Below are 25,091 nucleotides of genomic sequence, written 5' to 3' on the forward strand. Positions count from 1 at the left end.
CTATCTTAAAAATTTATCAAATATGTATACTAACTGTAATAATGTAATATAGGAAACACTTACAAGCATAAGTGTTCTAGCTGCTTTTGCAGTTCTTAATTGATATAACTTAACACCATAAAACAACATCCATAATCCTAATAAGAAAATAATTCCTGCTGCGATAGGAGTCACAAACAACCTTCCCGTATATCCAAAAGCTGGTAACAATGAAGCTAATATGAGCCAAATGGTGTATAAAATAACCTGCAATGCTGTTCCTTTATCTTTTTTTCCCGTTGGCAACATAAAAAAACCTGCTTTTTCATAATCTTCATACAAGAACCAACCAATAGCCCAAAAATGAGGAAATTGCCAAAAAAACTGAATTAAAAATAAGGTTCCTGCTTCGATACCAAATTCACCAGTTGCAGCAACCCAACCTAACATAAAAGGGATTGCTCCTGGAAAAGCACCAACAAAAACAGACAAAGAAGTCATTGTTTTTAATGGTGTATAAACACTAGTGTATAAAAATATAGAAATAGCACCAAACATTGCTGTTTTTCCATTTATCGTATACAACAACACAAGTCCTACTATGGTCAAGAACGCAGCTATAAATAGCGCTGTGGTTTGTGTCATTCGTCCTGCTGGAACAGGCCTGCCTTTTGTACGATCCATTAAAGCATCAAGATCTTTCTCAATGATTTGATTGAAAGCATTTGAAGCACCTACCATACAATATCCGCCAATTGCCAGTTTTAATAAAACCATCCAATCTAAAGACTGAAAATCATAAATACCCAACATAAAACCCGCAACAGACGAAAAAACGACACTAACCGCTAATCGTGCTTTTGTGATTTCTCTGAAGTCTATATAAACTGTTTTTAATGAAAGTGTACTTTGTGATGCGCTCAATGCTACTATTTATTTTATTTCTAAAAACTTATGCAAAAGTAGGCTATCAAAAGGGATTTGACAAAAAACAATTCACAAAAAAGTATAAAAATAAATGACCTTCTATTAATAGTCAAAATACCAATTGAAAATATCGGTTCTAACACCTAAACTAAACCAACTTGTATTTTGATTTTGTGCAACTATAGTAGCTGCTGTTGGATCAAATGATCTGTAGATATAACTTGCAAATATCTTTAAGTTTGTCAAAGGATTAACTATGTAACCAGCTTGGAGATCTGCAATAAAAACTGCTGTTTTATTACCTTGACCTACTTTTACATCTGAATCAAAAGGCCTTTTCTCGTCGTAATCTTTATAGATATTGCCTCCATAATTAAATCCATTTGTGGCAGTGTCAAAATCAAAACCTCTGGTTCCCATTGTAAATTTTGCGTCAGCGTAATATCGTTCTTTTCGATAACGAGCTAAAAGGATTAACTCACTAAAATTTGCTCCCCATTGATGCCCCAAACTTTGATTGTTGTGTGCGTAATTTGTAATTGGCATACTATGAGAATAGACATACGGCCTCACATGATTGTATTCTAATTGCAATGTTAAATTCTCAACATCAAAAGCATTGTAATACTTTGCTCCTAACTGATACCCATACTTGTTTTTCCAGCTGTTGTTTCGCTCCTTCACATCATTCAATGAAAATTCATCTAGGATAAACTGCCCATAAAAATTGATTTGGTTGTTCCATTTGTATTTAAAAGTTAAACCCAAAACCGCATTCCCACTTCTTGCCGAAGACGTAAACTCGACTGATCTGTAAAAAATTAATGGATTAACAAAATTCACATCAAACCCCCTATCATTTGTATTTGTCCATACCACCGATTCAAAAAAACCTAAATTCAACTTGTTTGACACGTTCCAACTCAAATAATGATTGGCCATGAACTTAGTTGCATAGGTACGCTCAAGAGTCACCTCAGGACGTACGTCTTTGAGCCACATATAGGTATTGGTATACTTTATCTTCCAGAAATTTGTATTCAATTTAAAATACGGGTATGGACTAGCGCCATCACTTTCTAGTAATGACCTGTATCCATCGCCAATGAAATTTCGGCCATAGCCCAATTGCATATCAATATGCTTGCTTGGTGTAAATGTTAAATTAGCATCTGCGGAGGGAAAATCGAAACCTGTTGTTTTAAAATCCTTAGCAATTCCTATTCCAGGAATTATGGCGGGATTACCACCTGCCGGCTTTATAGAAGCCGCATAAGCATTATAATAAGGAGCAAAACGCCCTTGACTTTCAAAAACAGTTGTTGTAAAATGAAGATTTTTCCCTAGAACACCTCTAAAATTAAGTCCTCTTGTGTTTACATAAGTGTACGCATCACTGCTTTTACTAGCCTTCCCCAATTGCAAATCTACAATAGGATTAAGTGTAAACCAATATCCTTCTCCTTGTATAGCAACCATGTTCTCATTCCATAATTTTCGAGACCACCAGCTTGAAGTTTTCTTCATTAGAGACGCTTGCACTGCTTTGAGATTGTAATATTTAGATACTTCTGCATATGTAAATGGCTTTGAAGCTGTATGATTATTACTCCCCATTTGATTTAGTGCTGCATCAAATTGTGCATAATAACTATGTGAAAATGGAATATTCAATTGACTTTCTAATTCTGGATTATCGAATTTTTCATATACGATGCTATCAAGTTCTGACAAAGTTTTATCTTTTGTAATACTGGGCTTGGCTTTCGCCAAAGAGATATCGTCAATTATGACGTTGTTTACCAAAGGAATTGCAATTGTATACGTAAATCTTGAATAAGTGGCATTCCCATAATATGTTGCAGGCTGAATTTTAGGTATTTTACTAAAAACACGCTTGGTTTCTATAATAAGTTTCTCATCATTAGCGTCTACATGAATCACTTTAAAGATTCCGTTTGAGTCTACTTCAAAAAGAACTTTTATATTCCCTTTGAAATTAGAAGAAACTAATTCTTCAGGCACATTAAAATTAGAAGTAATATAGGTTTGCACTTGGTTGTAAAAACAATTTTCTAGTTCCTTGGATTGTTTAGAATTACACTCCGCAAACACAGGGAAACGTTCTGACGTATTGACTGGACGGTTTCCATTATTAGAGTTGTCTTGTGCAGTTGCACTAAAAATATAAAATAAAAATAGAAGTGTTATTAGTAATTTGTTCATCCTTAATATTTGTACAATTTAGTATCCGTTTGTGGCCTTTTGACCGTCGGAAATTATTTTAGCTCCTGAAGTCCCTATTCTTTTCACACCAAGATTTATCATTGTTACCGCCTCTTCATGAGTACGCACGCCACCAGCAGCTTTTACAGGCAAAGGTGAAGCGTTATCTAACATTATTTTTATGGTGTGTAAAGTTGCACCATTTGGCACACCTATCTCAGTCTCATAAAAACCTGTAGATGATTTTACAAAAACACGTGAAAATTGTTCTTGACTAAAAGCAGTCACCACTACATTTTTAATCAAACTAGAAATCTGAATAATCTCTTTATCTGTTAAAGCTGCCACTTCAATTATCCACTTAACCACTTTATTATGATCTAAACCAAGTTGTGTACATTCAAATATTTCTTGCTTGACAAGATCTATTTCACCATTTTTAAACGCTTTATAATTGCACACAAAATCCAAATCATCAGCTCCATTTTGAATGGCTATTTGGGCTTCTTCTAATTTATCTTCAACTGAAGATTCGCCATTAGGAAAATCAATAACAGTTCCTACTTGCAAAACCGCATTAGCATCAATAATCATTTTTTTTGCTAGTGAAACCATATCTGGCCTTATCATCACTAGTTTAAAACCCTCCTCTATTGCTTCCTGAACATTTTTTTTAACAACAACTGTATTTTCTTCTGGAGTAAGGCCAGCTTGTTCCGCAGTTTTTAAATAGGTTGCATCTAAATATTTCTTAATATCCATAGTCGTCTTGATTATTGATTTTACTAAACTTGTTTACAAAAATACATTTTATCTCCACACTAAGGACACTTAAAAGTTACAATTTGAAAGGGGTGCTATAAATGCTCCAGAACTCTATTTTAAAAAAAATAGAATGACTTCACTTCAAAAAAAAATCCCACTAGTGTGAGATTTTTTTTGATTCTGATGATAGTATTTTATTTGAAAAGTAAATTAGTAGTACCGCAATAGTTGCTCCAGTAGTATTTGCTAAAACGTCATAAATATCAGCATGACGTGTAGCTGTAAATTTATCTTGAACAATTTCTATTACTATTCCGTACAGCACCGCACAAAAAAACGATAATGCCATTGCTTTAAAACTACTCGTATTTGAGAAGCTATTTTTAACAGAAAGGTAAAACAGAATTGTAAATATCAAATAAAAAAATGCATGAACGATTTTATCTAAATTAGAAACGCTTCCTAAGGGCACACTATTGAAGGTTGCCAAACAAAAAAAAGTTATAGTTCCTATCCAGAGTATTAGCGCCCATGGATATATATTTTTAAGCACCTATTAATTCTTTATACGCTTCTTCTGACAATAAAGAGTCAAAATCAGCAACATTCGCTACTTTTACTTTGATCATCCATCCAGCTCCATAAGGATCTGAGTTTACACTTTCAGGATTGCTCTCTAAGTCATCATTAAAAGCGATGATTTCGCCAGCAAGAGGAAGAAACAAATCCGAAACTGTTTTAACTGCCTCTACAGTACCAAAAACCTCATCTTTATCAAGTGTTTGATCTAAAGTTTCTACTTCTACATAAACAATATCACCTAATTCTTTTTGAGCAAAATCAGTGATTCCTATTGTTGCGATATCGCCTTCTATACTAACCCACTCGTGGTCTTTTGTATACTTTAAATTTGCAGGTATGTTCATTTAAATTGTAATTATTTATTAGTTTTTATTTTTTTTGAATTTATTGACAAATGTAACAATCTTCTTTTCAATTACCGATTAGAATTTAAAAATTAATTTCCAAAATTATAACGCAATGTAAATCCAGATCGTATATTGGTAAGTGGAAAAGCAGTTGATATAACAGCCTTAGAGAAAGAGTGATCGTAATAAAAAATGGCCGTCAAGTTTTTACTAAATGCATAGTCAGCCTTAACTTTTACGGTCCAAATGTTTTGTCCACCTGCCAACTGATTGTTATTATAATCCAAATAACGCACTATCGTTTCATTATTTCTATACGTAACATCTGCAGAGAGATTGATATCACTTTTTATTACTCCCGTTGGATTATCAGCCAATCTTGATGAAAAAATTACATCTTTAAACCTGTATCCAAGCCCAACAACATATTCAAGTCCCTTAACCTCTGTCAATAAATTGTTATCAAAACTCATTGATAGTGCTCTATCTTTCTTAATTTCAGTAAGTACTTTTAGCGAACTTTTAAGCTCAAAATCCATTCGAACCAAAGGATTGAATTGTTCCACTAAATTGATGTTAGACATAATGGTTTTATTAAAAAAATTGCCACTAGCATCAATACCGTTTGGATCTTTATCATATTCAAAATTAGAACGAAACGCATTAATAGTATAGGAAGCCCTATAATTGTGTAATAATGAAAAACGTTTAAAGTTCTTCTTGAACGGAGCATAACGCATTAATCCGTTGTATTTTACAGACCAATTGGGTAACGGCAAACTCCTAAAAATACCCAATGAAGCACCTCCTGCATCATTCCCAGAATAAGCAGCAAGAAAAGCAGGTAACAAAACGGCTTGATTGTTTTTTCCAAAACCTTTAGGAAAACCTTCACCGTCAAGATTTGCAGGATTATTGATATTTATTCCTCTCGCAGTAGCTAATCTATTTGCAATTACAAGTCTGTTTTCTCTAAAATCATCAAATGCTTCTGCCGAATTTTGATCGCTTGTTGAAAAGGAAGTTTTAATTAATACGGTAGAGATTGAAAAAATTCCTGTGCTAAATGGTGATCTAGCATTATACATCCCGTTAGTGACATCATATTGCTCTGAATCATTTTGAGACAATGCTCTATCAAAGGTTAAATCTATTTTCATATCAGGAAACAAATCTACATTGGCCGTAGCCTTCAAAATTTTATTGTCTACTTGCGTATAATTTTGGTTAAAGTCTGGGTAGTTTGTCAACCATCCCTTTTTTGCTGCTTCAAAACGTATATCATCTTGGCTTCCAAAGATAAACCCTAGTGAAGGTCTAGAAGAACCTAGAAAACCTAAACCCGGAGTATAACCTGGTAAAACAGTACCACTATTGTGCGTGTAGTTTACCTGTATATTTTTGACACTAGTAAGTACTCCTAATAATCCATCTACAAAAGGACCTTTTTTTGCTGTGGCTGCAGCAACATTTGTATTTACAATTTTCTCACCCGGTTTTGGCGGACCTGTTTTTGGCTTAGGAGCAGCTTTTGTACTGGTTTTTGAAATACCTAAATATTTGTACAGCGTTTCCATGGTCAAACTTGCATTCAAATTACTTGAACTTGCATTTTGAATGGTATTTCCTAAATTATAATCTTGTCCTCCTATTGAAATTTGTGACAAAGCATTGGAAGTACGCTGCCAGCTGTAATCACCCGTATAAGAATAGGTTGCTTTTATAAAACTAAACAACGGAATCTTGTTAATAGGCAATTCATAATTTACAACCAATTGTTGCATGTGCTGGTTAGGGTCACCCATATCCCAATAACTGTCCCATATTGTAAAACTGTCAATAGGTTCATTATCCTCATTAAGATAACTCTTCACAATATTACTGGAAGAAGCTGTGTAATTTAGCTTTAATGATTTTGTAAGGTTGTAATTAAAACCATATTGATAATTGAATGCAAAATTTCTTCTAAACAATGGATCAAGTCCAATACCCTCTACCTCAACTTGACGAAATTGTTGACGGTTGTATTGTCTATTGATATTAGTATTAAAAGAAATGGTTGACGGCAAATAATTAAAATTAAAATCGCTTAACATTTTCCAATAATTACTTTTCTTTAAAAACTTTGATTTTTTAAAAGGTTCAACAGGTTTTGGTTTAAAAGTGTAGGCATAATCTACCGCAGAATTAGCATGTTGATCTACATAATCCTCTATCTCAAAATCATGACGTTCTACTTGATTAAAAGACTGAGAAAAAGTGAAATTCTCAGGATCGTACACTCTTTGTTTTTGCTCTGGTTGACGTTCTTTTTTTACTCCAATAAAATTGATGCTTGTTCTTTTTGTATAATCAATTGCTCTGTTTGCAATATTATCTTTCTCTTTTTGATTTGTGGTGTTCTCTAACAATTGTTTCAACTTAATGTCTTGGTTGAACGGATCATATTCTGGAGTGATAGTTTCTTCACCTACTGAATAGTTAAATGGTAAGTTCACACCCCATTTCTGAGGCAATAGTTTACCTAGATTTACATTGGTTACAATATTGTATTGTTGCGTATCTTCTCTACTTCTCTCATTTGGTCCTTGTTCAAGGGAACCAAAACCTATAGTGGTTTTTCTACCCGATGCAGAAACGGTAGCAAAATCAGCTAGATTAGTGTCAATATTTAAAACGGCAGCCATTCCGCCTTTGTTATCCATATCAGCCAAACGTAATTCATTAAACCAAACCTCACCTTTTATATCATTTAGAGGATCATTGTTTTTTATACCTACCATAAGTGTTCGTACCAAACCAAAGTTAGGATTTCCTTTAATCCCTAACTTAAGCGTAGTTGATTTATCTCCATCAGGAAGTGACGCATCAGTATCCGGATAATAAATCCCGTCTAGCGGAAGTGTATTTGGATTTACTTTCATGGCTAAAATTTTCATTCTAGTCAATAATTCAAGAGGTAAGTCTATTTCGTTTTCGGATGGCCAAACTAGTTCTGGACTCAAAGGACCACAATCTGAAGTGTTACCACCAGAGGGTAATGTGACTTTTAATGGAATCTCTATTTGATAAAAATTTTGATTAAAATCGTTTCCAAAACGGATAAAACCTACCATTTGATTGTCGCTTAGTGCAATCTCATTAGGTAGTGATTCAGCATGTAAAAACATTTTCAATTTATTAAATTGTCTCATGTCTATACTTACATTTTTAAAAACTGCTCTAGAATCTTGTGGCTCTAATCCGTCTCCCGAAGCACGTAACGCAAGTGATTGCTCGTTTTGATTGATTACCGTGTTGTTATTGAATAATTGTTCCCTTTGAACCGCTGGTGGTGTTACATAATTTACGGGGCATCGCTCGTTGTTTTCTTGAATATTAACAGCAAGAACATCCAGATTAGTACCGTCATCATCAGGATTAGTATCATTAAAATCAAGTGCATTAGTGTAACGTCTCCATTCTCCGCGCACAAGGTCAAGTGCACCAAAACGTACTGTAACCTCATCATTAAAACCTGTCATAAACATTCTCATAAATCGAATAGATCTAAAATCAGAGATGGAACCTATAACATTTTCAGGCTGAGAAACCGGTATTTTAAACTGCAACCATCTAGCCTCAGTAGTTGAACCATTTGGTAAGGTAACTTGTGTGTTGCGAATATCAGTAATATAATTTTGTCCAATATCCATCCCTGGACGCATATCAACACTGTACTCATAGTAGGCATTGATAGTATTCATGGTATTATCTCTATTGATATCTTCAACATCAGGTACAGTACTAGAACCTCTATTTGCTGTATTAATATCTACTGGAGAATTATTCTCTACACCATTATAATTTTTATATCGGTCTATTATTGAACCATTGGCATTCAAATAAAAAGCATAATCATCGGCTGCTGGATCAAGCTCTGATGCAAAATTAGTATAAACAGACCCTTCATTAGAATTTGACAAACCATCAAGACCAATATCCTGATTTTGCCTGTTATTTACATTCGTATCAAATGCATAGATCAAGGATTGTGATGCAGGAACATCTCCCCAAAGTGGCCTTGGATTTACTACAATTTGATCCGGCCCAAGACCATTTTCATATTGTTTCCTTCCATCTTTTAAAATGTCTTCGGAAATTTCACCTAGGTTAAAATAGATCTTTCCTATATTTGATTGTGGGGCTGGGCCATTACCCACATACGGATCTAAAACCCAAAACTGAATGTACTCAACATTTCCTTGCTCAAAATTTGTTGAATTCAAAGAACGCATAATTCCGCCAAAATTTTCAGTAGGATTAGCTCCCACAGCGCTATTGTTATTGTACGGTCCTCGCTCCGATGGGAAATAGGTTAAATCAAGCGTACTTATTACCTGTGTTTGCCCTTGTGCAATATCAGTTAAGGGATACAATTCCCTACTAAAAACCCTTCTTGTTTTATTGAATGACAAATCAGCATCAGAAACTCCAGGTGGTTTTTGGGTATAAAAAATAGGGTCAATAGCATACCAAGCCAGTTTTGCCCGTTTGAACCCATAGCTTAAATCAGTTGCGCTACCATTAAAATTATAAGTACTTGCTGCTGTTCTTTCTGGTGTTGATGACAAACTCCAAGCCATTGGTGAACGCATGTCAATTGTTGATTGAGACCCTTCAAAGTCATCTACATAAATAGTTGATTCACCTTGAAATTGATCCGCTTTTGGGGTATCCGGTCTTAAAAATGCAACTTCACCTCTTATGGATAAATTAGATGGTACATCAGTATCTAAATTTGGTAATTTGTTAACAAGACGTGTCAAGAAAGGAACCTGAGTAGAGTAATTTGTATTCAATCCAAAAACAGTATTATTTACAGACTCTTGACCAAAACTTGATTTCTGTGTAAAAGGTCTCTCGGTCATTTTTAAAAATGTTCCGCCTACCACAAAATTATCTGATATTTTATGCTCAACGTTTAAGCCTATGAAACGCCTGGTTTGTTGACCAAAAACAGAATTGTTTTCTAAAGACACTTCTATAGGTGTATTTGAAGCTTGAAGCGATGGATCTAGAATTTGTACACGCCCAAATTGATAATTAACACTGTAATCTACCCCTTCAACCAAGCGTCTACCTGCGGCTGTAACTACTACTGATCCCTGTGGAACATTGAAAGCTCCAATAGGAATTCCATCACTTCCACTAGATTTGTACTTTCCTCTCAACAAAAACTTATTTTTATCACTGTCTTGTAATGCGCCTGCTTGTGTATTGCGGTACATACTTTGAAACACATATTTACGCTGGTTGTCATTATAAGTAGATGGATTTCTATAATCTTCAATAGCAGTGTTAGACAATTTAGAAAATAATAATTCCCCAAAAGGCTCCTTAGTTGTAAACATGATACGACCGTTTTGCGCATCAATAGTCAAATTAGGTAAAAAATCAAAAAAACCATCTCCACCAGCTTGAGGATCATTATTGAAATTTAATTTATCTAAATTAAAAACTTTTAATAAAGGCGTTTCTGCCACTTTTGAATCGGGATCAGGATTTGTTGGAAATGGAGTTCCTGAAACTTCCGTAATATAATTTAGCGGAGAAGGATCTGTGTACAAAATATTAAATCTAAAATCCTCTTGTTTCAATTGATATCCTCCTTGAATTTGATAGATGTTTTTCATCATCAAGTTCCAAATGGGATTTTTAACATTGGTCAAATTGCTTTTCAGCATTTTCAAAATCAAACTTTGAGAAATGATGGCTTGTGTAGCGGGCGTGTTGCCTGTAACCACAGTAGCATCAACACCGTCATTACCAAACTCCCCTACTTGATACACTTGGTCCCCAATGGTGTATTGATAAGCCACTGCTAAAACCTCATCATTTGCCAAACGTTGTTGCAAAGAAATAAATCCTAGTTGTGGGTTAAAAGTATACTCATTTGGGTTTAATTTTCGAGCATTTTCCAGTTTAGAATAATCTTGGCCTTCACTTACGGTAGTATTAAAACCCGAATTTGAAGTTGCAATTTCTCTAATATTAGTATTTAATAATCCTGTCCCAGCAGCAATTTGAGCTGGATCATAATCGTTATTAGCATTATTTGAGGGAGTATTAGCTGGAGCATTAAAGATTCCGGTAGACGGGTCTAGCACAACAACTTCATTATCTGGAATACCTGTGATCTGAGCTTCACCAAGATCTTGAAGTGCAATAATATTCCTTAAATTATTATTGGTTGTAGTTACCCTATTTTGTCTATTGGTAACCCAAATTTCGATTCTAGAGATTTGAACTCTACTATCAATAAAAGGATAGTTTGCTAGAGATTTATCATACCTGTCTCTAAAATATTGCGATAAGAAAAAGTGACGGTCACTGTCGTAATCCAAAGCAAACATTTCAAAGTTTTCAATGGTTCCTCCGCCTTGTGCTACTAAGCTTTTTGTTTGTGATTTTTGTTCTGAGAATACCCCTGTGAAAGTTGTTTTACCAAATTGCAATTGGGTTTTGAAACCAAATAAACTTTGGGCGCCACGAATTAGAGAACTGTTTAGTGGCATGCTCACATTTCCGACTTCAATTTTTTGAATGATATCGTCCTCAGTGGGTGCGTAATCAAGTTTTATTAAGTTTTGAAATGCAAATGTAGATTGAGTATCATAATTAGCATTTACATTAAGTCTTGTTCCCACTTTCCCCATCAAACTCATGCTGATTCTTTGGTCAAAATCAAAGGAAAGATTAGACCTGTTTCTAGGAGAAAATGAAGGATTATCTTGTTTTGTAAAACGCAAACCTAAATCCATTTCAATAGATCCTGTAGGCTTTACATCGATGGTATTACTACCAAAAATAGACTCAAACAAACCTGATTTAATTACATATCTCGGTAATAAATCTTTTTTTGCTAGTTCACTCCCCTCTTTTTTACCGTCAATTGCATCTACTTTTGTTTTAAAATAGTTGCGCATTGACTCTTTCAAAACTAATTTCTCATATTCCTTAGGAGTCAATATGATAGGGTAATTTATAGATAACCCGTCAAAAGAACTTGTGTACACATACCTATCAATAGCTGGATCATACGTATATGATGAAAGTATACTTGGTGGGTTTTTAAGCTGTAATTTCCCCTTAGAGAAACCCTTACTTACCGTATCCTGAGTTCCCTCTTTAACTTGAGCATGCAATATGTAACCACACAATAGAACAAGCCAAAAAATACAATTTTTATGCATATAACTCCTGTTTCTTAAATCCCTTTTAGAGGTTTTTTAAAGCTTGTTTGATAATAGATTCAACGGTAGCATCTGGATTTTCTTTGACGATTTTTTCGATAACTTTTTCTGAACTTTTTCGTACAAAACCTAATACTTCCAATGCTGATAACGCTTCATCTCTATTTGTATTGCTTTGAGACATAGAAACTTCGTCTAAATCATAAAGTTTTAATACTTTTTCTTTGAGGTCAAGTATCACCCTCTGTGCTGTTTTACTACCAATTCCCTTAATAGATTGAATAGTTACTACATCTGCAGATCCTATTGCATTTGTAATTTGTTTTGGATCAAGTGAGGACAACATTGTTCTAGCAATGCTTGCGCCAATACCTGAAACAGATAATAAGAGTCTGAAAATTTCTCTTTCAGATTTTTCAATAAACCCAAAAAGTGTATGCGCATCTTCTTTAATTTGAAGATGCGTATATACTTTTATAAAATCGGTATTGGGTAATAATGAATATGTATGTAAGGAAATATTTATATGGTAGCCTATGCCCCCACAATCAATAACAATATGTGTTGGCGATTTTTCTACGAGTTTCCCTTGTAAGTGTGCTATCATGATGTATATAAAATAGTTCCAAATATAACAAAATTTGTACACGCATAAATTTCTGATAAAAAATTACGATACAATTTGTTTACAATGCATTAAATTAAACTTGTTTGGCTTTCTTAATGGCTTTTTCTTGAGCGTCAATCACTGCAATTGCTGCCATATTTACCATTTCCTCAACACTTGCACCTAATTGAAAGATGTGCACTGGCTTACCCATTCCTAACATGATCGGTCCTATGGAATCTACCTTGTTAAGTTCTTTCAATAGTTTATACGTAATATTTGCCGATTCTAGATTTGGGAAAACCAAAGTATTTACTTTTTTACCAGCTAATTTAGAGAATGGAAACTTCTCTTTTAACATTTCAGGGTTTAAAGCAAAGTCGGCTTGAATTTCTCCGTCAATGATCATGTCCGGATAATTTTTATGCAAAAAGGCTACAGCTTCACGAACTTTTGAAGCATTCTCATTTGATGAAGATCCAAAATTAGAAAACGACACCATAGCTATTACTGGTTCAACTCCAAACATTTTAGCCGTTTTAGCAGTCATGATTGCAATTTTGGCTAAATCATCTGCTGACGGGTTGATGTTTATTGCAGTATCTGATAAAAACATTGGCCCACGAGCCGTCATCATCATATTTGTTGTAGCAATTATTGAAGCGCCAGCTGCTTTATCAATCAGTTGTAACATAGGTTTCACTACGGATGGATAACTTCTAGAATGTCCTGTTACCAGTGCATCGGCTTCATTTTCATTGACCATCATAGCTGCAAAATAATTTCTTTCGCGCATGAGCTTTTGTGCATCAAAAAGTGAAATCCCACGACGCTGTCTTGAAGACCAGTATGTTAAGGCAAATTTATTTCTTCTCGCCTCTTCTTCTTTAATTTTTGGATCAATAATAGGCACATCAGCATCAAAGCCTATTTCTTCTTTGAGTTCCAATATAATTTCTTTGTTTCCTAGTAAAATTGGGAAACCAATACCTTCTTCGTGTACTATTTGAGCTGCTTTTAAAACATCAAGATGATCTGCTTCGGCAAAAACGATTCGTTTCGGATCCATCTTGGCTCTATTGGTAATCAAACGAACCATTTTGTTATCGTTACCCAAACGATCATTCAATTCTTCTTCGTATTTTTTCCAATCTGTAATTGGGTTTAATGCTACGCCAGACTCCATAGCTGCTTTGGCTACAGCCGGTGCAACAATAGATATCAATCTTGGATCAAAAGGTTTTGGAATGATGTAATCTCTACCAAAATTAAGTTTTGTAGCTCCATAAGCCACATTCACTTGTTCCGGAACAGACTCCTTAGTCAATAAAGCAAGTGCTTTGACAGCAGCCATTTTCATAGCCTCATTAATTTTGGTAGCACGTACATCTAAAGCACCTCTAAAAATGTAAGGAAACCCTAAAACGTTATTAACTTGGTTAGGAAAATCTGATCTTCCCGTGGCCATAATCACATCTTTACGGGTTGCAATTGCTACATTATAATCAATTTCTGGATCCGGATTTGCCATTGCAAACACGATAGGATTATCAGCCATTGCAAGCAACATCTCTGGTGACATTAGTCCGCCAGTAGACAACCCTAGAAAAATATCAGCACCTACTAAAGCCTCGGCAAGAGACATTGAAGGAATGTTTTTTGCATATTTTAATTGCAGTTCAGACAAACTCGGGTTGTCACTTGTCAACAAACCTTTGCTGTTGAACATGAAAATATTCTCAACTTTAACGCCCAATAAAACATATAGATCAGCACAAGCAAGTGCCGCCGATCCTGCTCCTGAAACCACCATTTTTACATCTTCGGCTTTCTTGTCAGCAAGTTCAAGCGCGTTCAACAATGCAGCTGATGAGATGATAGCCGTACCATGTTGATCATCATGCATTACAGGAATATTCAGCTCCTCTACCAAACGTCTTTCTATTTCAAAAGACTCTGGCGCTTTGATATCCTCAAGATTGATTCCTCCAAAAGTAGGAGCAATATTCTTAACCGTTTGGATGAATTCTTCTATATCTTTCGTTCCTATTTCAATGTCAAATACATCAATATCTGCAAAAATTTTAAACAACAAACCTTTTCCTTCCATTACTGGTTTTGAGGCTTCGGGACCTATATCCCCTAAACCCAAAACAGCAGTACCGTTTGTAATTACGGCTACTAGATTTCCTTTGGCAGTATATTTGTAAACGTTATTGATATCTTTTGCAATTTCTAAACATGGCTCAGCAACTCCTGGAGAATATGCTAGTGACAAATCTCTTTGTGTGGCATATTTTTTTGTTGGAACAACTTGAATTTTCCCCGGAGTAGGCTTTGCGTGGTATAATAATGCTTCTCTTCTTTTGTTATTTTTATCCATTTTTTTGCTTTTATTCTAGATCACAAAGATAGAAGACTTGGTTTAAAAAGTCAGCTTTTATACTATTCTTTTCCAATTTTGGGCTAATTTATTAACTTAGAAACAAAAATAGCCGCATATAAATGCAGCTATTTCTTTATTATAAAATATTAATTTACTGTGTAATATAAGTGTTTAAATGTTGAATAGTATCTTTTTGCAACTCTATTATTGCTTTTACAACATCACTTATGGATATAATTCCTATTACAATATCATTCTCTAAAACGGGCAGGTGACGCACTCTTTTTGTACTCATTAATTCCATACAAAAATCCAAATTATCTGTTGGTTTTACGGTCACCACATTTGTCTCCATAATTTCATGAACTAATGTTTTCTTTGAGGATTTAGCTTTTAAAACAATTTTCCTTGCATAATCCCGCTCTGATAAAACTCCTTTTAGTTCTGTATCTTCAATAATGAGGATGGCTCCAATGTTTTTTTCACTCATAATGGTCAGAGCTTCGTAGACTGTATGGGTTGATAGTATAGAGAATACTTCTTTCCCCTTTGTGCTTAAAATTTGGTTTACTGTCATAATCAATTCATTTAGTGAATGATAAAGTTATAAAAAATAAACATAAAAGGATATAAATTGCAATAAGAATATCTTTGCGCAATTAGCTAATCTAATTCTATAAATGAACCAATATCAATATTAATAGGAAGTCTACCGACATTTTGCAATTTCAGAACTGCAAGTTTTTGAGCTATCGTAATAGTATCATTAAAATTTTTATTCAAAAGTTGCGCATATAAAAAGCCTGTCCAAAATGCATCACCAGCACCCGTGGCATCTTTTATCTCTATAACTGGAATTGATTCTTGATGAAAAAGTCCAAACTCTTTGTCTGATAAAACTACTCCTTCTTTTCCTTTTGTCAAACAAATGGTTGAAGCACCTAGGTTATGAAAATATTCAAAAATAAAATCTTCGGTTTTTGCTTCTGAAAATAGCCTGTAGCAATCATCTTCACTTAGTTTTACTAATGGATCCGTAGCTAAATACTCTTTCAACACCGATTTAGCTTCCTCTCTATCCTTCCAAATTCGTTCCGAAAAATTAATATCGATACTTGTTTTCAATCCCAATTGCTTTGCTCTTTTAGCGCTTTCAAGAATGGTGGTGCGAGCAGGTTCTTTACTTAATGCGAAACAAGTTGTATGAAAAATTTTAGCACTTTCAAGTAAATCATCTGTAATCTGGCTTGGGTCAATTTGAGAGTCAGCTTCTCTAAAAGGAATAAAATCGGGGGTTCCCGTAGATTTAGAAACAAATATTACCGAAGTTGGCTTATCATCAATTTTTTTAACGTAGGAAGTAATGACATTATTAGCCTTCAATTTACGAACGATATACTCTCCTAATCCATCTTGACCACAAGTGGCTACTAAAGCTGATTTCAAGCCTAATCTTGTTGCATTAACAGCAACATTTGTAGGGGATCCACCTAAAAATCGATGGAAATCTTTAGTTCTATTTATTGAAGTGTCAATTTGATGACCTATAAAATCAATAACAACTTCCCCAATACAAATTATATCAATAGATTTTTTCATTTTTTTAAACTAAATATTTAAAATCACTGTAAATACTTTGATGCAACATTACGGTTGCAGCTGCGCTCCATGTGCAATACAAAACCCCATTAGGCAATTGGGTTTTACTATTGAAATTTTCGTAAAAACTATAATTATCAATTTTATTAATAGCATTTATAGCTTGAAGTATTTCTATAGCTTCTTCTTTTTTTGAAGAAGATAATAAGGCGAGTCCATAAAAACCATTAACCATAGACCAACTTCCACCATTATGAAATTCGTTTGGAAAGTTCCTAAATTCGTATTTATAATTATTTTTCAGCAAGTTCCAGTCAGGGTCATTCTCTTTTATTGGCGGCCAGAAAGCAGGCAGTAACTTTAATGGCATTTTGTTTTTCAAGCCTAATGAATACGACACTACATCTTCTTGAAGTGCTGTTGTTCCAATCTTTAAGAGTAACACTAGGGAATTAGCAAAAGCATCAAACTGCATTTTATAACCTGCTGGCGAAAACGAACAAGGCATGAAATCTTGAATGTTAGCTTCCTTGTATGCTCTTTCATGGTATTTCTCTCCTAATGAATCAGGACAAAAATTAATTACTATCTGTTGCGTTATTTGTTCAATTTTACTTGCTACCAAATCACTTTTACTAAAATAATTATAACTTTTTAGAGCCCATACTCTCAATAATTGATCATAAAGCACATATCCATCTGTAATGTATTCATCAGCCCAATTACCAGAAAGAGGCACATAAAGCAAATGTTTATTATTAAATTCCCAAGCTTCTAAAAGCTGTAAACACTTTTGAATATTACTCTCATATTTTTGAATAAATGCCTCGTCCTTTTTATAAAAAGCGTATTGACAAACACCAATAATAAACCATGTCACTGCGTCAACCCTACCTGCTAAACCTCCATAGCTCACTTCTACAACATCTCCATCTATCATTACATTTGAAGGAATTGCACCGTTATAATGCTGATTTTTCGCTAATGTTTCTAATGTATCAGCCAAAGTCTCAATCAATTTTTCATCGGCAGAGGCTAATGCTGCTAAACCACAAATAACTCCATCTCTAGCCCAAACTCTTTTGTAATTTGAAATGTTTTGAGCACTTGCTAAAAATCCTTCTTTAGAAGAAGCATTATGTAATAGTTCAATTGCTTTTTTATAATCTATATTTTCCATTATACTATAGCTTCTTTTCGGTTTTTAACAGTTATAAAAAGAGTGAAAATTGCACCTAAAATTAAAAAGACACCTGCTAGTTTAATCACATTTAATGGATTCCTTCCTAATAAATCATACACAAAGTATTGCATGGTCAAGACTTGAATCGTCATTGGTATTACTATAAACATATTGAAAATCCCCATATAGATTCCCGTTTTATCTGTTGGAATAGAACCAGCCAAAAGCTGATAAGGCATAGCCATCATAGAAGCCCAAGAAATTCCTAAACCAAATGAGTATAAAAAAATGGTTGTTACGGCTACGTTTTCTCCAAACGGATTGTGCATTACAAATAGAACATCTACATTGTTTAAAAATGGAATGCTCAATAAACCTATTCCGCCTAATAATAAAGCGAAAAAATGAACTCCTTTTGCCCCGATTTTAAGTGCTAAAGGAACCAGTAAAAAAGCAACCATAAAACAAATGATATTATAGGTCCCATTTAAACTGCCAGTCAACAATTGGGCTTGAGAAAACCCTTGTGATGCCTTATCTGTAGTATTATAAATAGATATTGAAAGTGTGGATGTGATGTATTGCCAGTAACAAAACATGGCGTACCAAGTAAAGAATTTCACCGGTATTAATTGTTTCATAGTTAAGGGCATTGTTTTGAAAGCCTTTACAATGTCTACTAAAACCGTATTAAAAATATTTTGTTTTTTCTTCTCAATAATCAATGCTAACTCCTCGTCAGTAGGCGGATATTCTTTTGTTGTAAAAACTGAAATCAGAACCGATGTAATGGAGGCAAATGCTCCAATGAAAAAAGCCCAATAAGTATACGTTGGAATTCCATTTGATAATTTATCCGTAATTGCTAGAATTCCAAAAGCTACTAAAATAGCAGGGGTAAAATTAGCCAATGTTATACCTAATCCTGTAAAGAAACTTTGCATCAAAAAACCTAATGATTGTTGTTTTTGATCTAATTTATCAGCTACAAAGGCACGATATGGCTCCATGGCCAAATTATTTGCAGCATCTAAAATCCACAGCAAACTTGCTGCCATAAAAATAGAATTAGAAAAAGGCATAACTAATAATGCCAAACTAGATAGTAAGGCTCCAATAAGGAAAAATGGTTTTCGACGACCAAATTTTGGTGACCACGTGCCGTCACTAATCGCTCCAACAATAGGCTGAATTATCAAACCGGTAATAGGACCAGCAAGCCATAACATCGGTAAACTGCCTTCGTCAGCTCCTAGATATTTATAAATTGCACTCATGTTACTTTGTTGCAACCCGAAACTGAATTGAATTCCAAAGAACCCAAAATTCATGTTCCATATTTGCCAAAAATTAAGTTTTACCTTTTTAAACATGCTCCTATTCTTTTTTTAAATTAAAAAAAACAACTCCTACATTGAAAAATATAGGAATTGTCTAATCACTAATTAATCATGAAACATTTCATTAAAATCTATATGACAAAGCCATAGAAATTGATCTTCCAGTCAATGACCTTGCTCTTACATAGTTTACTGTATTCTCAGTTATACTTCCTTCTTCTGACTCCGTAATTGCTAACGAGTTAAAAATGTTATTACCAGATAGATTCACTGATAAACCTTTTGTCAAACCAACTTCTACAAAACCATTTACAATTACAAAACCATTCATTACAAGTTGATTTGAGTCTTGAGCAAAAGCTTTAGTCTGACCAATAAAACTTAGACCTAAAGTATTTTTCTTATCCATAAATTTAAACGTTGGCATTACACCATACATCAATTTAGGCTGTCTTCTTGGCTCATTTCCTTTATCTGCACCTGATGTTATTTCTGCTTTAGTATACGTCATTGACCCTCTAAGGTTCAAATTGTCTGATAAATCATATGCTGACTCTAATTCTAAACCTAAAGATTTGTAATTATTTTGTCTAATCACATTTGCACCAGCCTCATAACCTGCTTGCTCATCAGTTTTAGAACTAAAAGCTGTTGCATAAACATATCCTTTATTAAATTTTTGTTTGTATCCAATTTCTGATTGCATTAAAAAATCCAAAGCGTTGATTTTATCTCCATCTAAATAATCCAAGCCATTAAATAAAATTCTATCAGCCTTTGCAGATGCTCCTCTACTAACTCTAGCAAATAATGATTGTTTCGCATTTAACAAATAGTTCCCTCCTAACGTGTATGAAAAATAGTCGTAAGTATAATTAACTGGTGTATCATTTGCAGTATTCACAGCAAAGACATTGTTCTCCGGTGCTGATAATATTCCGTCATTATTGATATCGTAACTTGTTGCTGTCCCGCCTGTAAAAGAACCTGTAACTTTTCCGTTATCATATCTCACCCCACCTTCAAAAGATAGGTTTTTAGATAAATCAAATGAAACATTTACGTAAGGTGCAGATACGTTATACTGCGTATCGTAATTTCTGGCTAAATTACCCCAAGCAGGAGTTCCATAAGCATAGAGTCCGTTTTCAGATAATAGATTTCCGTTAACATCCTTTACATTAATTAAACGCGGATTATTGTCTGATACTTCTTGTAAGTAAGAGTTCCATAACCAAGACATTGAAACATTTTGCATCGATTTGAAAAATCCAAAAGTGACACCTAAGTTATCTATTTTCTTTGTCAATCTCAAATCATTCATAAAATTACTCATGTCGTTCAACTGTGTGTCAAACATATGAACTCTAGCAACTAATCCATTTGGAGTATTAAAAACTGTCCCATCATTTGCATAACTTAGCGTAGAACCTGCACCAAAAGAATTTGCAATAGCTGAGGCCGTTCCTAATTCAGCAGGAAAAGGAGATATAAAGCCACCACTGTTGGCAGAGTAACGTAAATTATCTGAAACTTTCCAATTATTATCTAAATCAAAAGTAGCATTTGCACCTATGGATTTTGAAATAGGGTGCATTCCATTTGCAACTTTTTCTCTTCTTACATTTCCTTCTGTCCCAAGTCCTACATTATGATTTAAATAAATAGATTGCATGGCACCTCTTGTAGCATCATAGCCATCTACGCTCGTCCACTTTGGATTTGCATTTGTTCCAGAAACCTGAACAGGCATTGGCATATATGCTACTGCTCTATCATTTAAAAATTTAGCATAAACTGTTACTGATCCTTTTTCAAACTCTTTTGTAATATTGAATTTTACTTGACCACCATTATTGCTATTAAATCCTGTTTTTCTAACGCCTTCACCTGTTCTATAAAAACCACCTACATGAAAATATAACCCATCACCTATTTTAGCCCCGTAATCAATATCTGTTCTGAAATTTTCATAATCTAGTCCAAAAGTAGTACTCATAGTTCCTCCTTCAGTTTTCCCAGTTTTACTAATGAAATTGATAATTCCTCCAGGAGAATTAGAAGATAATGTTGAAGCTGAACCTCCACGAATAGCCTCTATTCTTGCCACATTACCATCAAATCTTGTAAAGATATCAGCCGTTGCAAAAGCAATATCTCCAAATAATAATACCGGAAGACCGTCTTCTTGAATTTGCAAATATTTAGAACCTCCAGACGATATTGGTACACCACGAACTGATATATTAGAATTTCCTTCTCCTCCGGATGACTCTGAACGTATTCCTGGAATTGTTCTAAAAATCTCAGCAGTAGATCTTGGTGCAGACTGCTCTATTTCTTTTGTATTTATCGAAGTAATAGAAACACTAGATTTAATTTTTGTTCTAGGATTAACTACACCTGTAATAATAACATCATCAAGCACATTATTATCTTCGGTTAAAGTTATATTCTTAATCACATTACCATTTACTTCTATTTTAAACATAACATTTTTATATCCAATGTATGAAGCAATAAAATCAAAAGTTCCATTTTTAAGATTTGAAAAATTATATTTTCCATCGATATCTGTAACAACTGACTTTGAGGAATCTTTAATTAAAATATTAACACCTGGTATTGGTGCTCCATTAACATCCGAAACAACTCCTGTAACGGTCGAATTTTGCGCAAAAGAAAGATTAAATAGTAGTAATGCTACAAGAACCCCTATTTGCCTGATGAATAAAATAGACTTTTTCATGGTTTTAAAATAAATTTAGTTAATAAATTTTAGTTGGTTTAATTATCAAATGTATAATTATAAAGAAACAAAATAACGAATCACACAAACGAAAACGTTTTCGAATTACCGAAAACGTTTTCGATTTGATATAAAAAAATATTTCACCATATTTGTTTAATGAAAGAAGCTACTCTTAAAGAAATTGCAGAAAAATTGGGCATATCCATCACCACTGTTTCTAAGGCATTAAAAGACTATCCAGACGTTAGTTTAAAGACAAAAGAAGCGGTTATTTCATTAGCAAAAGAACTTAACTACAGTCCAAATTCTTTTGCTGTCAATCTAAGAACAAAAGAATCAAAAACCATTGGCTTAATAATTCCGGAAATTGTTCATCATTTCTTTTCAAATGTCATAAACGGGATTGTTGCTGAAGCTGAAAAAAATGGCTATCTAGTCATCATTCTGCAGTCAAATGAATCATTAGAATTAGAAAAAAAACAAGTTGCTTTACTTATAAACAAAAGAGTTGATGGAATAATAATCTCACTCTCAAATGAATCAAACGATGACAGCCATCTTATGGAAATTATAGCACGTAAGATACCGTTTGTACAATTTGACAAAATTGCAAAATTGATACACAGTTCTAAGGTTGTTATTAATGATCAAATTGCAGCCAGAAATGCGGTTCAACATTTAATAGACAACGGATACCGAAAAATTGCACATATAAGAGGGCCTTTAAATCCTCAAAATGCCATTGACCGTTTTATTGGTTATAAAAAAGCATTAGAAATAAACAACATCCCCTTTGATCCTTCTTTAGTGTATACTTGTGAAAAAGTAACTTTTCAAGAAGGAATAGATTTCGCAAAACAAATTATGGCTGACCATCCTGATGTTGATGGAATATTTGCCATTACAGATCTTGTAGCTGTAGGAGTACTTTCTTATTTTAATGATATAGGAATAAAAATTCCAGAACAAGTTGCCGTAATTGGGTTTAGTAATTGGTTTATGTCTCAGGTACTAACTCCTAAACTTAGTACTGTTGATCAACCTAGCCATGAAATGGGAGTAACATCTTTTAAATTATTATTAGAAGAAATGAATTGCCACAAAAAAGAAATTCCTTTTTCGCCTAGAACTATTGAACTCGAAACAAAAGTTATTGCAAGAGAGTCTACTTTTAAAAAAAATAATATCTAATATAAAAAATCAATATTTCTTTTTATTCCTTCAAACTTTGTACGTTTAATAGGAGAATTTTTGAAAACAACTTTAAATGTTTCTTCTGTAATTTCTATCCAATCTTTTTTAGACATCGCCAATACATCTGGATTTGGATTAAAAAGAGGTTCACTATGTGGCTTTGAAAATTTATTCCAAGGACAAACGTCTTGACACACATCACAACCAAAAGCCCAGTCATTAAACATTCCTTTAAACTCCGTCGGGATATTCTCTTTTAATTCAATTGTAAAATAGGATATACATTTACTTCCATCAACTACATAAGGAGCTACAATAGCATTAGTGGGACAACTATCAATACATGCAGTGCAGGCACCACAATGATCTGTAGTGGGCGAATCATACTCTAATTCTAAATCTATTATTAACTCGGCAATGAAATAAAAGGAACCTACTTTTTTAGTCAATAGGTTACTGTTTTTTCCTATCCAACCTAAGCCACTTTTAGCTGCCCAAGCCTTATCTAAAACAGGAGCTGAATCTACAAAAGCACGTCCAGAAACGGCACCAATATTAGTTTGAATCGAATGAATAAGCTCTCTCAATTTTCCTTTTATGACGTCATGGTAATCAATACCATAGGCATATTTCGAAATTTTAAAACTCTCTTGGTTTTGAAATTCACTAGGATAATAGTTAAGCAATAATGAGACAACACTTTTTGAATCTTCAACAAGAAGAGTAGGATCTAATCTTTTATCAAAATTATTTTCCATGTAAGCCATCTTTCCATGATGGTTTAAATTTAGCCATTTTTCTAGACGTGGAGCTTCTGTCTCTAGAAACTCAGCTTTAGAAATACCGCAGGACATGAAACCAAGCCTAGAAGCCTCGTCCTTAATAAAATTTGTATAATTCGATCTAGTTTGAATAATTGTAATTTTAAAGAATTCTAAAATAAACCACCCTGAATATTCGTTTTAATTTTACCCAAATGTCTATACGCTTTATCAGTAACCTCTCTACCTCTTGGAGTCCTCATAATGAAACCTTCTTGAATTAAAAAAGGTTCATAAACCTCCTCTATAGTTTCACTACTCTCTGAAACTGCAGTTGCCAGAGTACTCAAACCAACAGGACCTCCTTTAAATTTATCAATAATGGTATTCAAAATTTTATTATCCATTTCATCTAGTCCAAAAGCATCTACATTCAATGCTTTTAAAGCATAACGCGCGATTTCAATATCAATTGAACCATTTCCTTTTATCTGAGCAAAATCACGTACACGTCTCAGCAATGCATTGGCTATACGGGGTGTGCCTCTACTCCTACCTGCAATTTCAATAGCCGCTTCCATAGAAATTGGCATTTTAAAAATTGCAGCACTTCTTTCAACAATAGTAGTAAGCAATTCTGTAGTGTAATATTGCAAACGAGAGGATATTCCAAATCTAGCCCTCATAGGTGCCGTAAGCAGCCCAGAACGTGTAGTTGCACCAATAAGGGTAAAAGGATTCAAATTGATCTGTACCGTGCGCGCATTGGGCCCAGATTCAATCATAATGTCAATTTTAAAATCTTCCATTGCAGAGTATAAATACTCTTCAACAATTGGAGAAAGCCTGTGAATTTCGTCGATAAAAAGTACATCACGCTCCTCTAGATTTGTAAGCAAACCAGCAAGGTCTCCTGGCTTATCAAGTACAGGTCCAGAAGTGATTTTTATTCCAACTTGAAGTTCATTCGCAAGTATATTGGCAAGAGTAGTTTTTCCAAGTCCCGGAGGACCGTGAAAAAGAGTGTGATCAAGAGCTTCATTTCTTTGGTTGGCTGCCTGTACAAAAACCTTTAGATTTTCTAAAACTTGATCTTGTCCAGCAAAATCATCAAAAGATAGAGGACGAAGCTTTCTTTCTATATCGAAATCTTCAAGATTATAATTATTTGCAGTAGGATCTAGATTCTCATTCATAATACAAAGATA

The 25,091-nt window shown here is 34.0% G+C and carries 16 protein-coding genes; 1 reads left to right on the forward strand and 15 read right to left on the reverse strand.

The window, feature by feature from the left end; all coding sequences use genetic code 11:
* The 13 genes from cyoE to IQ05_RS02655 form a co-directional block, all read right to left on the reverse strand.
* Positions 1 to 903: a heme o synthase gene (cyoE, locus tag IQ05_RS02595; RefSeq protein WP_144889538.1), complete on the reverse strand. Its 903-nt coding sequence runs from the start codon at positions 901 to 903 to the stop codon at positions 1 to 3.
* A 105-nt stretch (positions 904 to 1,008) separates the two neighbouring features.
* Positions 1,009 to 3,132 (reverse strand): gliding motility protein RemB, encoded by a 2,124-nt coding sequence (locus IQ05_RS02600; RefSeq protein WP_144889540.1) that lies wholly within the window; start codon positions 3,130 to 3,132, stop codon positions 1,009 to 1,011.
* An 18-nt stretch (positions 3,133 to 3,150) separates the two neighbouring features.
* Positions 3,151 to 3,894: a deoxyribose-phosphate aldolase gene (gene deoC, locus IQ05_RS02605; RefSeq protein ID WP_144889542.1), complete on the reverse strand. Its 744-nt coding sequence runs from the start codon at positions 3,892 to 3,894 to the stop codon at positions 3,151 to 3,153.
* 160 nt (positions 3,895 to 4,054) lie between these two features.
* Positions 4,055 to 4,450: a VanZ family protein gene (locus IQ05_RS02610; RefSeq protein WP_144889544.1), complete on the reverse strand. Its 396-nt coding sequence runs from the start codon at positions 4,448 to 4,450 to the stop codon at positions 4,055 to 4,057.
* Positions 4,443 to 4,823: a glycine cleavage system protein GcvH gene (gene gcvH / locus IQ05_RS02615; protein WP_086452894.1), complete on the reverse strand. Its 381-nt coding sequence runs from the start codon at positions 4,821 to 4,823 to the stop codon at positions 4,443 to 4,445. The genes IQ05_RS02610 and gcvH overlap by 8 nt, the downstream gene beginning before the upstream one ends.
* Before the next feature lie 92 nt (positions 4,824 to 4,915).
* A complete protein-coding gene (gene sov, locus IQ05_RS02620; RefSeq protein WP_144889546.1) occupies positions 4,916 to 12,061 on the reverse strand; it encodes a T9SS outer membrane translocon Sov/SprA in 7,146 nt (2,381 codons plus the stop codon).
* A gap of 25 nt (positions 12,062 to 12,086) precedes the next feature.
* A complete protein-coding gene (gene ruvA / locus IQ05_RS02625; protein ID WP_144889548.1) occupies positions 12,087 to 12,668 on the reverse strand; it encodes a Holliday junction branch migration protein RuvA in 582 nt (193 codons plus the stop codon).
* A 94-nt stretch (positions 12,669 to 12,762) separates the two neighbouring features.
* Positions 12,763 to 15,051 (reverse strand): NADP-dependent malic enzyme, encoded by a 2,289-nt coding sequence (locus IQ05_RS02630; protein ID WP_144889550.1) that lies wholly within the window; start codon positions 15,049 to 15,051, stop codon positions 12,763 to 12,765.
* Between the two features lie 154 nt (positions 15,052 to 15,205).
* On the reverse strand, positions 15,206 to 15,631 hold the full coding sequence (locus IQ05_RS02635) for a CBS domain-containing protein (protein WP_144889552.1): 426 nt from the start codon (positions 15,629 to 15,631) through the stop codon (positions 15,206 to 15,208).
* An 86-nt stretch (positions 15,632 to 15,717) separates the two neighbouring features.
* The gene (locus tag IQ05_RS02640; protein WP_144889554.1) at positions 15,718 to 16,653 is read right to left on the reverse strand and encodes a carbohydrate kinase family protein; all 936 of its coding nucleotides are present in this window, start codon (positions 16,651 to 16,653) and stop codon (positions 15,718 to 15,720) included.
* A gap of 4 nt (positions 16,654 to 16,657) precedes the next feature.
* Positions 16,658 to 17,833 (reverse strand): glucosidase family protein, encoded by a 1,176-nt coding sequence (locus tag IQ05_RS02645; RefSeq protein WP_144889556.1) that lies wholly within the window; start codon positions 17,831 to 17,833, stop codon positions 16,658 to 16,660.
* Positions 17,833 to 19,209, reverse strand: coding sequence for an MFS transporter (locus tag IQ05_RS02650; RefSeq protein WP_144889558.1), 1,377 nt, complete (start codon positions 19,207 to 19,209; stop codon positions 17,833 to 17,835). Before IQ05_RS02650 ends, IQ05_RS02645 begins: the two co-directional genes overlap by 1 nt.
* Before the next feature lie 91 nt (positions 19,210 to 19,300).
* Positions 19,301 to 21,925 (reverse strand): TonB-dependent receptor domain-containing protein, encoded by a 2,625-nt coding sequence (locus tag IQ05_RS02655; protein ID WP_144889559.1) that lies wholly within the window; start codon positions 21,923 to 21,925, stop codon positions 19,301 to 19,303.
* A 159-nt stretch (positions 21,926 to 22,084) separates the two neighbouring features.
* Here IQ05_RS02655 and IQ05_RS02660 point away from each other — a divergent pair, with 159 nt between their 5' ends.
* On the forward strand, positions 22,085 to 23,119 hold the full coding sequence (locus IQ05_RS02660; protein WP_144889561.1) for a LacI family DNA-binding transcriptional regulator: 1,035 nt from the start codon (positions 22,085 to 22,087) through the stop codon (positions 23,117 to 23,119).
* Here the strand turns inward: IQ05_RS02660 and queG are convergent.
* Complete coding sequence (gene queG, locus IQ05_RS02665) at positions 23,116 to 24,036, reverse strand: tRNA epoxyqueuosine(34) reductase QueG (RefSeq protein ID WP_167496924.1); 921 nt, start codon at positions 24,034 to 24,036, stop codon at positions 23,116 to 23,118. The two genes, IQ05_RS02660 and queG, sit on opposite strands and share 4 nt — an antisense overlap.
* 20 nt (positions 24,037 to 24,056) lie before the next feature.
* On the reverse strand, positions 24,057 to 25,079 hold the full coding sequence (gene ruvB, locus IQ05_RS02670; protein ID WP_144889565.1) for a Holliday junction branch migration DNA helicase RuvB: 1,023 nt from the start codon (positions 25,077 to 25,079) through the stop codon (positions 24,057 to 24,059).
* Positions 25,080 to 25,091 lie beyond the last annotated feature (12 nt).

The organism is Flavobacterium tiangeerense, from assembly GCF_007830355.1.
Lineage (GTDB): Bacteria > Bacteroidota > Bacteroidia > Flavobacteriales > Flavobacteriaceae > Flavobacterium > Flavobacterium tiangeerense.